Origin of the sequence: Acinetobacter sp. UBA3461, assembly GCF_002381195.1 — a bacterium.
GTDB lineage: Bacteria > Pseudomonadota > Gammaproteobacteria > Pseudomonadales > Moraxellaceae > Acinetobacter > Acinetobacter schindleri.
In genome coordinates this window covers 26,248-39,133 of the sequence record NZ_DFRO01000037.1, presented here as the reverse complement: position 1 = coordinate 39,133, position 12,886 = coordinate 26,248, and the positions used below count along the sequence as shown (strand labels likewise).

The following is a 12,886-nucleotide window of genomic DNA, read 5'->3' as shown; positions in this document are numbered from 1 at the left end:
AAGCGTGCTCAGGATAGAGCATCAGATTAATAAAGGGGTTTTATTACTTTTGCCGCTGTGAAAGTAAAAACTACCTACACAATGAGATAAAAATGCGAATGAAACATTGAGGGCATGATCATTCAAAACTCTAGTTTGTTTCTAAAGCTGCTTTTAAACCCTGTGGAATCTCAGACTCATCTGCTACTTCTTTAATGACGACCTGGCCTACAATCACTTCTGTCCCATTAAAAGTCATGGTTGGTGAACCATACAGTTCATAGCCTTCATTTAATGCCTTGGTGACACGGGCACAAAAATGCACATCATCCTTACCGGTAAAATAACGATAAACTTTCATGGAATAATCTTAGCTTAAATCATGCTGACTATTCTAATCTCATCAATGCATAAAAACTCAGAATTAATGGTTAACCCAATCACTCTAAATAATGAATCAAAGCGGTATTGGCACAGTTTTTGGAAGATTATTGAAGAAATTGTGAAGTATGAGATTGGGCTAGCAACACAACCTCTACAATTAGTTATAGGCATTTACGCCTTTGTCGCCTATGATCAAAGACAGCATTAAAAAGATGATTTTGAGGAATTCCGCATGGCAAAAACGGCTAGCACACCCGGTCGTCGCTTTATGAAACTTGCCGGTATGACAGCAAGTATCGCCAGCAAAACATTATCAAATTCTATTAAAAATTTAACTGCCGACGAAGAGCAGAAAAATGCAGCGCGCAGCAAACTTTTTCAGGATATTGGTGTACAGATTGCCGATACTCTTGGGGAAATGAAAGGCGCAGTGATGAAAGTCGGTCAGATCGCTTCTCAATATAAAGATATTTTTCCGCCTGAAGTCGCACGTGCAATTTCTAAACTGCAACGTCAGGCACCAGCCATGCCGTTTAATGTGATTAAAGCACAGGTTGAAAAAGAGCTTGGCAAACCGCTAGAACAGATCTTCCAGGATTTTGAACCTAAACCTTTTGCAGCTGCCTCGATTGGTCAGGTGCATAAAGCCACCTTGCCGAATGGTCAGCAAGTCGTGGTGAAAGTGCAATATCCGGGTGTGGAGGAAGCTTGTGAAAGCGACCTAAAACAGGTCCGTCTGGCGTTACGTCTGATGGGTGTATTGAAAATTGACCGTAAACTGCAAGATCAGCTGTTTAAGGAAATTCAGCACAGTCTGGACGATGAGCTGAACTATGAAATCGAAGCACAAAATTTAGAGGTTGCTCGTGCTTTCCACGAAACACTGGATAGCAAAATTGTGATTCCACAAGTCTATCCGGATTATTCGTCACGGCATATTCTGACTTTAAGTCTGGAACATGGTGAAAGTATTGAAACTGCCAGTACCTGGCCGGTAGAAATCCGTAATGATCTGGGCCGTCGCCTGTTCCGTGCCATTGGCCAGGAAATTTTCTATCTGCGTCGTTTCCACTGTGACCCGCATCCGGGTAACTTCGCCTTCCGTGAAGATGGCACGGTCATCATTTACGATTTCGGTGGTGTAAAAACTTTATCTACTGAAGTGATTGGTCATTTTAGAGAGTTAGTACATGCAGCTCGGGAACAGAATATTCCGATGATCGAGCAACAGCTAGACTCGCTTAAGTCACTTACAGAACTTGGAAAATTCCCTCAGGAACTGTATGAACAATGGCTGGAAGTACTGTTACGCCCACTAAATGGCTATTATGATTTTGAGGAAAACTCGGCGCACCATGACGGTGTAGAGCTGATCAAGCCATCCTTGAAATATTGGGACGTATTTAAACCTTCTCCAGATACGTTGATGGTAAACCGGACCATTTCAGGACAATACTGGAACCTGATTCATTTGAAAGTTAAAGATGATCTCAGTGATGTATTTGAGGAGCTGGTGCCGAAACGTGCCTAAGCTTTAACAAGAGTTACACCAGGATACACATCGTTACCGGGCTTATATTGAAAACAATATTGTTATATTATAACATAACATTAAATCTAATCATTGTTGTTCAAGCAAGGTAAAAATATGCGTCCAGATATCCATCCAGAGTATCGTGAAGTACTATTTCATGACACCAATGCCGATGTTTATTTCGTTATTGGCAGTACCATGAATTCCAGCCAGACCCGTGAATACGAAGGCAAAACTTACCCTTATGTCACTCTCGACATTTCAAGTGCGTCTCATCCCTTCTATACCGGTGAACAGCGTCAAACCAGTAATGAAGGCCGCGTAGCAAGCTTCAATAAACGTTTTGCACGCTTTAAACGCAGCTAAACCTTAATGTCTCATTTCTAAATCCTCTATTGTCAGGAAATCTCCCTAGTTTCCTGACTTTTTTATACCTGCGCTAAAGCCAGCTGAGTCAGATAGAAACCAATTCCCAGCAGCAGTACGCCGACAATCACACTGGATACGACATAACTGACAGCAATTGTTAGCGCCCCCTGTTTAAGCAGCTGAAAAGTTTCCAGACCAAAACTGGAAAAAGTAGTAAAACCACCCAAGATCCCCACCATAAATAACAGCCGTGCTTCATTCTGTAGAAAGCTGTATTTCTGGCTAAAAGCAAAGAAGATCCCCGCACACAAACAACCGATAATATTGATCCACCAGGTCGGCCAGGGAAATAACATCTGCGGCTTGAAAATCAGCATGCCTGTTGCATAACGCAGTGTCGCCCCGATTGCGCCGCCCATTGCCACCAAAAGCCAGTTCATGTCCTCTCCGTTCTCCTTCAATCCTGAATACGTCATCAGCCCTTATATTGGGCGAGAATAATGAATAACATCATGCACCTAAAATTGCACAATGAACATGGATCTTTGCCAAAAAATTGGTATATTCGACACCATTCATATTTATTTAAGTTCTAGAGGGAAACCCCATGGCTCAGGAATTACTGGCTCAATTGGCTGCTGGCGAAGCAAAATTTGCTGATGTAATTGCATTCATTGATGCACGCTATCAGCACACACCAACAGCTTTTAAAAATGGGCAACAAGCCAATGCAGCTACTGAAAACCAGGGTAGTGCAAAAGTATTCTCTTTTGCTAAATTGAATGGTCTGGATCAGGCGCAAACCTTAAGTCTGTTTGCTGAACACTATGCCGCAGTACTGGCAACGCCTGAAGCGACCGACCACCAGAATATCCGTCAGTTCATGCTCAATGGCTGGGAGGGTATTCAGTTTGAAGGCGAAGCGCTAGCTGCTAAATAAATGCTCAATCAAGCTATAAAAAAACCGCTCCTTTGAGCGGTTTTCTTTTCCTATAAATTGCCATGAATGAACTTTTATCACTAGCTACGTTGTACCTTCTCAATCCACTGAATTGAATTGACACGAAATACTTCACATGCACCATCACCTGTATCAGTCGGAGTCAATGATGAGGTCCACACCAGATCTTTATCTCGCACTTCAACCAGCTCGCCTTTCAAGCGGACCAGATCACCACGTTTGACCTGTTTAATGGCTTTAGCAATCTGCGGATTGGCAGGAATGATATGCATATTGGATACCATCTGCATGGCCTGTGCTTTAGGCACTGGAATACGATCCATTTTCCAGTTCAGATAGCGGTCATACTGGTTTACCGTGATATGCCGGGCAATTTCTGGTTCAGCAAATAGTCCCCAACTTACTGCATAATCAATTGGAGAAAACTTGGCCTGCGGATCATTATTATAAATTTTTGAACCCAAGATCCGGAAATCACCTTTAAACGGCTGCAATACCGAAATTGACTGGCCTTTTGCCACGGGTGGCAAGCCTTTGGCAATATTATGTTCTACGGATGCCTGTGACAGCACCGGTAGCATCAGACCCAGACACAGGGCAATATGCTTCATGCTTTTCAACCTCATCTTGCTTTTATCCCAACCATCTCAGTTCATCTGTTTACCAAATATCTTAGCGCGAACTTATGAAGGAAATAGTTGAAATTGGTAACAATGTGCTATGAATGAGTCGTACTAAAAATTATATTTACCGCGGAATTTTCGGTTAAGCTAAGCGCAATCCAGCAATAAATTGAACCTAAAATCATGCTGTATAAACTTTATCAAAAACACATTTTCCCGCACCTGTTAAATCAAGTCATGCAAACCGCATCACTCATGGATCTGCGCCGTGAACTGCTACTTGGGGTTTCTGGTGAAGTTCTGGAAATCGGTTTCGGTACCGGACTGAATCTACCCTTCTATCAAGGCGTCCATACCGTCTATGCTTTAGAACCTAATCCCGAAATTTTTAAATTAGGCCAAGAGCGGATTCAGGCAGCTCCTTTTGTGGTTGAGCACATTCTTGCCAGTGCTGAAGCATTACCTTTTGATCGTGATCAGCTGGAAAATGTGGTTTCGACCTGGACTCTCTGTAGCATTCCTGATCTGCATCAAAGCCTGAAGGAGATTTACCGGGTACTGATGCCAGGTGGAACTTTGCATGTAGTAGAACATGTACTGAATCGGCAGAATCTGAACGTGCAGCGTTTACAGCATTTATTGACCCCGATTCAGAAGAAAGTCGCGGATGGCTGCCATCTTGATCGGGATATTGAAACTGCTTTACTTGAAGCTGGTTTTGAACTGGATAAAGTAAAATATGTCGATGCCGCTGGTATTCCAAGTATTGGACAGCGTATGTTGCTGGCTCGGGCACGCAAACCTGTTTCAGGCATTAAATAAAATCAATTCACCTGAATAGCATGCACTTTAAGCAACTGACATTGGGCGCGATGTTTCGACCCGATCCCTGCCTGAAAAGCCTGACCTGTAGTACCCGACTGTACAGTGACAATGTCACCCTGAAGATGAACCTGCTCTCCTGATTTCAGACGGCGAATCTGATTGGCAATATTTTCATTGGCGGCAATCAGGCTAAAATGCTGTACATGGGTTTTAATGGCTTCTTGCTCCGCTGTAGTGACCGCACCTTCAATCTGGAAGCAGCGTTTTGGCTGATCGAGCTGCAGTCTGGCCTGCATAGTGGGCAAAGGCTGAGTCGCCAGCAAGACATCAATATTGCTGACATAGGCCAGATCATTAAAACTGCCCACAAAGGGACTGGCCTGATGCAAAACCCGACGGTTTGGTTTGATGAACGATTTATCCAGCACTGTATACGTTGCTGAAACAGGCTGCACCGCTTCTACCTTAAAATTCTTAAGGACGCCGCTTTCTTCCAGATGAGGGATGGCGCGAAAATACTCTGACCAGACCCAGATCCCAAATGCGAATAGTGCTGCGGTGATCAGTAATTTATCCATATGATCTTTTCCTAATCCTCGAATTCTTCAAAATCGATACGGATGGTTTCAAAGCGTACCCGTCCTTCCTGAATTGCCCGGGCAATTGCCTGTTGCCCTTTGCTCAGCCGTGCGCCACCACTCTTGATATCGATCAGCACCACTTCAATATCTTCAGCCAGACCATCACCATCACGGAAGTCGGTATAACCATCGAAAACCACATAATCTACGGGATCACCCAAGAACTTTGCATCACTGGGTAAGTATTGAAATTCAGGCATAATCGGTGCCAACTGTTCGGCCATTTTCCCCTTGAGTACAGCACGGCTGGTATTCACACTACGCTTCTGGGCCGCGGTCAGGGCCTGCTGATGTTCTAGTTCCAGCTCGGCAATGTAGTGTTCATATTCTGCCTTGATGCGGCCATTACGGCTTTGCCCCAGAATGAGTGTGGTCAGCACAATCCCGATACACGCTCCTATTAACATTGCCATCCATATGGACATTCAATCTTCCTTAATTTTCACTTAAGTTATGGTTAGATTCGACTGAAGTCGAGGTTTTCCGCCATCTGCCGATCAAAAAAGAATGATATGCTAGCAATGTACATAAATAAATCACCCCGACTCATGAAAACAATTTTAGTTGCAAATCAGAAAGGTGGTTGTGGCAAGACAATGACTGCCATCAGCCTAGCATCAGCACTGGCCCAAAAAGGTTACAAGGTTGCGCTGGCTGATGCCGATAATCAGAAATCTGCACTGCAATGGCTAAAACATCGCCCTGAAAATGCTGCACCGATTCAGAGTCTGGACTGGCGTAGTACCAAATCTATTGGTGATGCGCCCAAGAAAATCGAATACCTGATCATTGATGCGCCAGGCGCTTTAAATGGTGAGCATGCGGAACAACTGGTCAGTGAAGCACATGCCATTATTATTCCCTTACAGCCTTCATTTTTTGATATCGATTCGACTCGTCGTTTTCTGAAACATCTTCAGGAGATCAAGCGGATTCGTAAAGGTAAAGTGCAGATCCTGCTTCTGGCAAATCGTAACAGGCCGAATGCAGCATCGAATCAGGAAATTCAGCAGTTCTTTGACCGGATTGAACAGCAGCCAGTGGCATGGATTTCTGAACGTGCACCGTATGGACGTCTGGCAATGGAAGGTCTGTCGATTTTCGATAAACCACAAAAAATGTACCGGGAAATGCAGGCACAATGGCAACCTGTATTAAATGCCATTATCGATGATCCAGCCCAATGGTTCTAAACTCGCAGCGTACGATATCTTTTTTTTGATAAAAGAATCCGTATAACTTTGTCAGTGTACATTTGCGCCCGGCTTTTTTTCAGTTAATATGCCTGACAGACCTAAGGAATGAGTCATTGAATTCAGTGCAACAATACGCGCCTACATTACAAAAAGTTTTATTGTTTGGATTATTTTTTATCCTGCTTTATTTGAGTTTTAATGTACTCAAATACTTTATTGTACCTGTAGTTTGGGCAGCCATTATTGCCTATATGACTTGGCCTCTGTATCAATCTATCAAACGCTCTGTCGGTTCAAGACCGAACCTGAGTGCGATTATCATGATGATTATGGTGACGCTGGTGGTCGGTATTCCACTGACATTTGCCATCTTCCTGCTGCAACATGAAGGTCGTAGCCTGTATTACGAATTACAGAAACAGGTCTTTTCTGGTCATCTCAATGTTCCAGACTTTATTCGTAATCTGCCCCTCGTAGGTAAGGAAATTTCCCGTACCTTACGTGATATCAATAACGACCCGAACAGCATTGTTCAGAATATTTCCATCTGGATTCAGGGGCACCTGAACTACGGTAAAGTGGTATTTAATGAAATCAGCAAAAACCTGATTAAGTTAGGTTTTGCGATGCTGTCTTTGTTCTTTTTCTACCGTGATGGCGAAATCATTCTGAAACAGGTCAGCAAAGCCTTAGAAAAAGTGATTGGCCCACGTGTGCATCATTATCTGGATACCATTTCTGATACCACGCGTGCCGTGGTCTATGGTGTCGGACTGACTGCAATTGCACAGGCCCTCCTTGCGGGTGTGAGTTACTTTGTCGCAGGTGTGCCAAACCCGATGGTTCTGACCATTATTACCTTTATTTTTGCCCTGATTCCATTTGGCCCACCTATGGCATATGGTGCAGTATCCCTCTGGCTATTTTCACAAGGTCAAACCATCGAAGCGATTGGCGTGATGGCATGGGGCGTCTGTATCGTCAGCACGGCCGATAACGTGATTCGTCCATTGGTCATTTCCGGCGCAACCCAGATTCCATTCCTGCTGATCATGTTTGGTGTACTTGGTGGTATTGCCAGCTTCGGTCTGATTGGGGTATTTATCGGTCCAGTGATTCTAGCTGTATTACTGGCGATCTGGCGTGAATGGCTGCATGAAAATGGCCAGAATGAACCGCTGATGATGCCGAAAGCCACGCTGGCCTATGATCTGGAAGAAGAAAAGAAAGATCCACCAACATCGTCACTTTAAGTGGTGTTGGCAGCGCTTATATCGCATTACAAAGCTAAAACATTTAAGTGCTTAATCCATATAGAATTGTCATAAATTCTCTGTTTCAATGAGGACACAAAATCAAAATAAGTATGGGATGCCATATCATGTCTGCATTGTTTAAGTCATCAATGTTCAAGTTATCTGCGCTGGGTATCATCAGTGCGGCCCTGTTCACTGGTTGTGCAACCTCTTCGACTCAACCAAGTATCGACAATATGAAAGCGGTTACGGTAAATGCTGTATCTCCACAAGGTGTGGGTCAGTCGATTGGTATGGTTTACCTGGCTGATAGTCCAGCGGGTCTGGTGATTCGTACCAATTTAAGCAACTTACCTGCGGGTGAACGTGGTTTCCATATCCATGAAAATGGTTCATGTGCTCCTGCTGAAAAAGACGGTAAAGTCGGCGCTGCAATTGCTGCGGGCGGTCACCTGAATACCAATCAGGCACCGAATCACGGTACGCCAATGAGTGGTCACCTCGGTGACTTGCCAGCGCTGAAAGTAGCTGCTGATGGTACTGCGAAAGTGACTGTGGTTGCACCACGCTTAAAGCTGGCTGATGTTCAAGGCCGTGCCATCATGGTTCATGCCGGTGGTGATAACTACTCTGATTCACCTAAACCACTTGGCGGTGGCGGTGACCGTATTGCCTGTGGCGTGATCTAATTCATTGACTACAGCAAAGCACCTTCCCGGAGGTGCTTTTTTATATCTTATAAATCATACAGATCATTTTACCAATATAAAAATATAGCTAAAACCAACTATACAACTCTGAATTATTTATTTTAAATACAATTACTTATAATTATAAAGCCTATTTATTCTGCTCTTTATATCGACTACACTCGTAGAGTTTCCAAATATTCTGACTTGCTTATGAACATCAAAACCCTACGCCTTGTTGGTCTGATTGAAGGTATTTCTTTCCTGCTGTTGTTATTTATTGCTATGCCAGTGAAGTACATGATGGACAATCCTGTTTTGGTGAAATATATCGGCATGGGGCATGGCGTGTTATTTATTCTTTTTCTGGTAGTACTGTTTGCGGTATGTGAAAAACAGAAATGGTCACTCAGTATGTTTATTATGGGCCTGATCGCTTCAATTCTGCCATTTGGGCCATTTATCTTTGATATGAAATTGAAGAAGCTAGAACAGCCAGCTAAAGCTTAATTTTGGGATTGCAATCATTATCAAATGGTAATGGACATTCCCACTCCTTTTAGGAGATGAGCAGCACTGCAGCGCAAGGGTGAGGTTATTTTATTAATATTACCCTCTCTCTAACTCTCTCGCAGAGGGAGAGAGAACATTCAATACATTTTATCAAAGGGATATAAAGTAAATACCTTCATTTATATGAAAATTTAAAAAGGAGGAGCTTAAAACTCCCCTCTTTCCTTTCTTTCTGCCATCAGTGTTTTTAAACATGCTCTTGGAATGCCAAACCACAGTGTAATCAGCACAGCACAAGAAATACTATAACCCCAAATAGCATAGGCTTCATAAATCACCCGAACCAGCTCAATCACAACGAAGAAGCTCAGCATCATCAGTACAGATAATGCAGCCGCTACGGTGCCCTTAGACACTTCAGAAGACATCAAAGCAAAACGGTAAATAACCGAAAAACTCAAGCCTTCACCGAAACTGATTAGAGTCATGCCAAGAATCAAGCAGTGTACAAAATAGTCTGGAATAAACAGCCCCATGACGATGACCAATGTCCCAATAAACATCAGCGGGACGGCACGCATGACGGTATGACCTAATGGCATTTTGTCGATGATTTTCAGCAAGACCAGATTACCTGCAATCAGGCCGCCCAAAACTGGAATCTGGGCCAAACCATACTGCATACTGGTCAGGCCCAAATGCTCGACCAGCATGACTGGGGATAATGCAATCCACAGCATTAACGGCATGCAAATGGTAGGCAATGACATGGCTAATGTCACAAAGCGCTTATTCTTCAGTACTTCTTTGAAGTCATCCCAGATATAACTCAGCGGCTGTTTAGCCCGACTGATTTGAGGGTCAGGCATTTTCGCTTTAAGACCAAACCAGCTCAAAAAAGCCAAGAAGGCTATGCCGATAAAGCCCCAATGCCAGGATACATGCTCAATCATAAAGGCACCGAGCACAGGCCCCAACAATGGTGCGAGCAAAGACACATTTGCCATGAGTGCCATGACTTTAATGGCATCACGTTCTTCAAAGGTTTCCTGAATTGCGGCATAGCCTACTGCACCAATCACGGACAGGCCGAAGCCTTGTAAAAAGCGCAGTGCAATAAAGCTTTCAATATTTGGAGCAAACAGAATTGCCAGACAAGTCAGAATAAAGAAAGCGACACCACCGAGTAATACGGTTTTACGACCGAGTCGATCTGATAAGGGCCCAAGCACAGCCGCAATAAATGCCCCACCCAATAAATAAAAAGACATGGACGACGGCGCCCAGGTACTACTCACACCAAATTCTTTGGTAATGGCGAGCATAGCTGGCTGTACCAGGTCATTGCCGATATAGACAGAGAACTCAAACAGTACCAGCGCCAATGGGAACATGATAGTGGCACGGGTGAGTTTTGTCGTTTGAATATTTTGCATGGAAGAGTTGAGGCTCATTTACTCTTTTTAGAATTTTAAAAGAGCTGAATTTGGAAAAATTTAGCGAAGTGTATCAGAGTTTATTGTTTAAAGCTTTTTGGGTTAAGTCTATCTAAATATAACTATTTAATAACTTCTATAAGTTGCGTATTTATAAATTTAAAATAAATTAAGCCATTCTTTAAAAAAAGAAAAAAAGCGCATCCTTAAAATACGCTTTTAACTAAAACCTGTTTAAAGAGCAAATAATATTATGGACACGGCTCTTGCTGGAATTTTTTCTTATCACTTCCCCGCAAGCATTGATAAGCTTTCTGGGTATTGACCAGCTCCCACTGACGACCATCCAGCTTAAAGTGATAAATGGTTTGAATGGCTTTTACCGAATCATCTTTCAGCCCGGTTTCTGTCACTTTCACCTGACCTGCAGTAGGTGACTCTACATTATTAAAGAATTGACGTAGTTCCACTGTTGCAATGTTCTCACGCAGTTCAGGGCGCAATTTTAAAACCTGCTCTAGTGGGGTATCTGGTGACTGTAATTTAAAAATTGTATCCTGCGTCGTTGCACAACCACCTGTTACAGCCACACCCAAAGTCAAAGTTGCCAATAAAATTATTCGTAGCATGGTCTTGTTTCCATTGTTGTCTTTATTATCAAAAACTATGATGCCGGGCTTTCTTTTTGCCGACTATTGAGACAATGTAAGTGCGATTACACAACAATAAAAAAAGCGCACCTTTCGATGCGCTTTTGTAAATTTGACCAGATTAAAGATCGAATAATTTACCCGGGTTCATGATACCTTTCGGATCGAATACTTTTTTCAGGGCTTTCATATATTCGATTTCTTCAGCTGAACGTGAATATTCAAGATATGGCTTTTTGGTCATACCTACACCATGTTCCGCAGAAATTGAACCGTCATATTTTTTCACGGTATCAAATACGTACTTGTTTACGACCTGACATTTGGCAAAGAATTCATCTTTAGACAAATCAGCAGGTTTTAAGATGTTTAGGTGTAAGTTACCGTCACCGATATGACCAAACCAGCAGATCTCAAAGTCAGGATAGTTCTCAGAAACAATCGCATCAATTTCTTTAATAAATGCAGGAACGTGCGTGATCAGAACTGAAATGTCATTTTTGTATGGAATAAACGGCGCGATTGACTCAGAGATGTCTTCACGTAAACGCCACAAGCTTTCCACCTGATCTAGGCTCTGGCTCATCACACCGTCCAGCACCCAACCCTGTTCCATACAGTGTTCAAAGATTTCCATCGCCTTGTCCATAATTGGCTCAAATGGCGCTTCAAACTCAAGCAATACATAGAATGGGCATTCAGTTTCAAATGGACGCTGTACATGTCCATTGGCTAGGACTTTTTGCATTGCCAGTTCACCAAAGAACTCGAACGCTGTTAAATCAATTTTCGCCTGGAAGGCATGCAATAACGGCATGATTGCATCAAAGTCAGGCACGCCCAGTACCATCACTTGCAGGTCTTGTGGTTGACGTTCTAATTTAATTTCTGCTTCAGTCACTAGACCCAGCGTACCTTCACCACCGATGAATAAGTGTTGTAGCGCATAACCGGTCGCGTTCTTGATCATGCCTTTGTTCAAGCGCAGGATATCCCCTTTACCTGTCACGACAGTCAGGCCAAGTACCCAGTTACGGGTCATGCCATATTTGATCACTTTAATGCCGCCAGCATTGGTCCCGATGTTACCGCCAATTTGCGATGAACCCGCAGACGCAAAATCTACCGGGTAGTACATCCCCTGTTCTTCAGCATAGTTTTGCAACTGTTCAGTCACGACACCTGCCTGCACGCGTACCATACGGTCTGCCGGGAAGAATTCCAGAATCTGGTTCATCTTGTCCATGCTGACTACGATCTCGTCATTGGCAGCCACTGCACCTGCAGAAAGACCAGTACGACCACCTGATGGTGTCACTGCAACATTAAATTGGTTCGCCAATTTTACGATGTCTTGAACCTGCTCAGTGGTTGATGGGAAAACGATGACTGACGGGTTTGGATCAAAGTGCTTAGTATGATCGCGACCCCAATTCTGGAGGCTGTCCGTATCGGTTTTAATACGGTTTTCACCCACAATTGCAGTCAATTGGGTCAATAACTCAGGGGTTAAAGCGACTGGAGCATTCATCGTTTGCAGACCTAGCATGAAGTAAACAAGAGAGAGGTCGTCTGTTCATTTGCATATTTTTCAGGCATCAAGGCCTGTATGAAATTCAGACGATACATGACCATTAAAGCATCAAAACGGGCTGCTTTAAAAGCATGGCGCAATATTATAAGCTATTTTTAGGCGATTCCCTGAAAAAATGACAATTTAGCTAATATACCTTTGAAAATGATAGTTTAATTCAACCAGAATCATCATTTTCACCAATATCACTTGCAAAAATACCTGATATTCACGTCACGAAGGAAATGTAAATCAGG

Annotated in this window: 16 protein-coding genes; 8 read left to right on the top strand and 8 right to left on the bottom strand. The window is 43.2% G+C overall.

The window, feature by feature from the left end; genetic code table 11:
* Positions 1 to 130 precede the first annotated feature (130 nt).
* Positions 131 to 340: a DUF1737 domain-containing protein gene (locus B3D47_RS10285; RefSeq protein ID WP_005223403.1), complete on the bottom strand. Its 210-nt coding sequence runs from the start codon at positions 338 to 340 to the stop codon at positions 131 to 133.
* A gap of 255 nt (positions 341 to 595) precedes the next feature.
* Here B3D47_RS10285 and B3D47_RS10280 point away from each other — a divergent pair, with 255 nt between their 5' ends.
* Together B3D47_RS10280 and B3D47_RS10275 are read left to right on the top strand one after the other, a co-directional pair.
* Positions 596 to 1,894 (top strand): ABC1 kinase family protein, encoded by a 1,299-nt coding sequence (locus tag B3D47_RS10280; RefSeq protein ID WP_004809887.1) that lies wholly within the window; start codon positions 596 to 598, stop codon positions 1,892 to 1,894.
* Positions 1,895 to 2,011: 117 nt separating this feature from the next.
* Positions 2,012 to 2,263 carry a type B 50S ribosomal protein L31 gene (locus B3D47_RS10275; protein WP_004809889.1) on the top strand — a complete coding sequence of 84 codons (252 nt, stop codon included), beginning with the start codon at positions 2,012 to 2,014 and terminating at the stop codon, positions 2,261 to 2,263.
* A 62-nt stretch (positions 2,264 to 2,325) separates the two neighbouring features.
* Here B3D47_RS10275 and crcB read toward each other — a convergent pair whose 3' ends face one another.
* Positions 2,326 to 2,706: a fluoride efflux transporter CrcB gene (gene crcB / locus B3D47_RS10270; protein ID WP_286861883.1), complete on the bottom strand. Its 381-nt coding sequence runs from the start codon at positions 2,704 to 2,706 to the stop codon at positions 2,326 to 2,328.
* 167 nt (positions 2,707 to 2,873) lie between these two features.
* Between crcB and B3D47_RS10265 the strand changes: the two genes are divergently transcribed.
* Positions 2,874 to 3,206 carry a HopJ type III effector protein gene (locus B3D47_RS10265; RefSeq protein WP_286861881.1) on the top strand — a complete coding sequence of 111 codons (333 nt, stop codon included), beginning with the start codon at positions 2,874 to 2,876 and terminating at the stop codon, positions 3,204 to 3,206.
* Positions 3,207 to 3,286: 80 nt separating this feature from the next.
* Here the strand turns inward: B3D47_RS10265 and B3D47_RS10260 are convergent, their stop codons facing one another.
* On the bottom strand, positions 3,287 to 3,838 hold the full coding sequence (locus B3D47_RS10260; RefSeq protein WP_004809895.1) for a hypothetical protein: 552 nt from the start codon (positions 3,836 to 3,838) through the stop codon (positions 3,287 to 3,289).
* Positions 3,839 to 4,033: 195 nt separating this feature from the next.
* Between B3D47_RS10260 and B3D47_RS10255 the strand changes: the two genes are divergently transcribed.
* Positions 4,034 to 4,672, top strand: coding sequence for a class I SAM-dependent methyltransferase (locus B3D47_RS10255; RefSeq protein ID WP_286861879.1), 639 nt, complete (start codon positions 4,034 to 4,036; stop codon positions 4,670 to 4,672).
* Positions 4,673 to 4,674: 2 nt separating this feature from the next.
* Here the strand turns inward: B3D47_RS10255 and B3D47_RS10250 are convergent, their stop codons facing one another.
* Together B3D47_RS10250 and B3D47_RS10245 are read right to left on the bottom strand one after the other, a co-directional pair.
* Positions 4,675 to 5,253, bottom strand: coding sequence for a hypothetical protein (locus tag B3D47_RS10250; RefSeq protein ID WP_286861877.1), 579 nt, complete (start codon positions 5,251 to 5,253; stop codon positions 4,675 to 4,677).
* A gap of 11 nt (positions 5,254 to 5,264) precedes the next feature.
* On the bottom strand, positions 5,265 to 5,741 hold the full coding sequence (locus tag B3D47_RS10245) for a Holliday junction resolvase-like protein (RefSeq protein ID WP_034592066.1): 477 nt from the start codon (positions 5,739 to 5,741) through the stop codon (positions 5,265 to 5,267).
* Between the two features lie 123 nt (positions 5,742 to 5,864).
* Between B3D47_RS10245 and B3D47_RS10240 the strand changes: the two genes are divergently transcribed.
* The 4 genes from B3D47_RS10240 (at position 5,865) to B3D47_RS10225 (ending at position 8,967) form a co-directional block, all read left to right on the top strand.
* Positions 5,865 to 6,509, top strand: coding sequence for a ParA family protein (locus B3D47_RS10240; RefSeq protein ID WP_004809903.1), 645 nt, complete (start codon positions 5,865 to 5,867; stop codon positions 6,507 to 6,509).
* A gap of 116 nt (positions 6,510 to 6,625) precedes the next feature.
* The gene (locus tag B3D47_RS10235) at positions 6,626 to 7,765 is read left to right on the top strand and encodes an AI-2E family transporter (protein WP_004896196.1); all 1,140 of its coding nucleotides are present in this window, start codon (positions 6,626 to 6,628) and stop codon (positions 7,763 to 7,765) included.
* Between the two features lie 128 nt (positions 7,766 to 7,893).
* Positions 7,894 to 8,457 carry a superoxide dismutase family protein gene (sodC, locus tag B3D47_RS10230; protein ID WP_004809907.1) on the top strand — a complete coding sequence of 188 codons (564 nt, stop codon included), beginning with the start codon at positions 7,894 to 7,896 and terminating at the stop codon, positions 8,455 to 8,457.
* Positions 8,458 to 8,670: 213 nt separating this feature from the next.
* Positions 8,671 to 8,967 carry a DUF3817 domain-containing protein gene (locus B3D47_RS10225; RefSeq protein WP_008303072.1) on the top strand — a complete coding sequence of 99 codons (297 nt, stop codon included), beginning with the start codon at positions 8,671 to 8,673 and terminating at the stop codon, positions 8,965 to 8,967.
* 209 nt (positions 8,968 to 9,176) lie between these two features.
* Here B3D47_RS10225 and B3D47_RS10220 read toward each other — a convergent pair whose 3' ends face one another.
* From B3D47_RS10220 to B3D47_RS10210, 3 genes are all read right to left on the bottom strand, one after another.
* Complete coding sequence (locus B3D47_RS10220; protein ID WP_286861872.1) at positions 9,177 to 10,406, bottom strand: MFS transporter; 1,230 nt, start codon at positions 10,404 to 10,406, stop codon at positions 9,177 to 9,179.
* Between the two features lie 251 nt (positions 10,407 to 10,657).
* Entirely contained in the window at positions 10,658 to 11,035 is a 378-nt protein-coding gene (locus tag B3D47_RS10215) for a hypothetical protein (protein WP_004809915.1), read from the bottom strand.
* 142 nt (positions 11,036 to 11,177) lie between these two features.
* Positions 11,178 to 12,587, bottom strand: a complete 1,410-nt coding sequence (locus B3D47_RS10210; protein ID WP_286861870.1) for an FAD-binding oxidoreductase — start codon at positions 12,585 to 12,587, stop codon at positions 11,178 to 11,180.
* Positions 12,588 to 12,886 lie beyond the last annotated feature (299 nt).

Bases quoted from the DNA above. Each gene is read 5' to 3' on its own strand.
- B3D47_RS10285 (WP_005223403.1), bottom strand. From the start codon at position 340: ATGAAAGTTTATCGTTATTTTACCGGTAAGGATGATGTGCATTTTTGT.
- crcB (WP_286861883.1), bottom strand. From the start codon at position 2,706: ATGAACTGGCTTTTGGTGGCAATGGGCGGCGCAATCGGGGCGACACTG.
- B3D47_RS10260 (WP_004809895.1), bottom strand. From the start codon at position 3,838: ATGAAGCATATTGCCCTGTGTCTGGGTCTGATGCTACCGGTGCTGTCA.
- B3D47_RS10255 (WP_286861879.1), top strand. From the start codon at position 4,034: ATGCTGTATAAACTTTATCAAAAACACATTTTCCCGCACCTGTTAAAT.
- B3D47_RS10240 (WP_004809903.1), top strand. From the start codon at position 5,865: ATGAAAACAATTTTAGTTGCAAATCAGAAAGGTGGTTGTGGCAAGACA.
- B3D47_RS10225 (WP_008303072.1), top strand. From the start codon at position 8,671: ATGAACATCAAAACCCTACGCCTTGTTGGTCTGATTGAAGGTATTTCT.
- B3D47_RS10245 (WP_034592066.1), bottom strand. From the start codon at position 5,741: ATGTCCATATGGATGGCAATGTTAATAGGAGCGTGTATCGGGATTGTG.
- sodC (WP_004809907.1), top strand. From the start codon at position 7,894: ATGTCTGCATTGTTTAAGTCATCAATGTTCAAGTTATCTGCGCTGGGT.
- B3D47_RS10250 (WP_286861877.1), bottom strand. From the start codon at position 5,253: ATGGATAAATTACTGATCACCGCAGCACTATTCGCATTTGGGATCTGG.
- B3D47_RS10265 (WP_286861881.1), top strand. From the start codon at position 2,874: ATGGCTCAGGAATTACTGGCTCAATTGGCTGCTGGCGAAGCAAAATTT.
- B3D47_RS10275 (WP_004809889.1), top strand. From the start codon at position 2,012: ATGCGTCCAGATATCCATCCAGAGTATCGTGAAGTACTATTTCATGAC.
- B3D47_RS10210 (WP_286861870.1), bottom strand. From the start codon at position 12,587: ATGAATGCTCCAGTCGCTTTAACCCCTGAGTTATTGACCCAATTGACT.
- B3D47_RS10215 (WP_004809915.1), bottom strand. From the start codon at position 11,035: ATGCTACGAATAATTTTATTGGCAACTTTGACTTTGGGTGTGGCTGTA.
- B3D47_RS10280 (WP_004809887.1), top strand. From the start codon at position 596: ATGGCAAAAACGGCTAGCACACCCGGTCGTCGCTTTATGAAACTTGCC.
- B3D47_RS10220 (WP_286861872.1), bottom strand. From the start codon at position 10,406: ATGCAAAATATTCAAACGACAAAACTCACCCGTGCCACTATCATGTTC.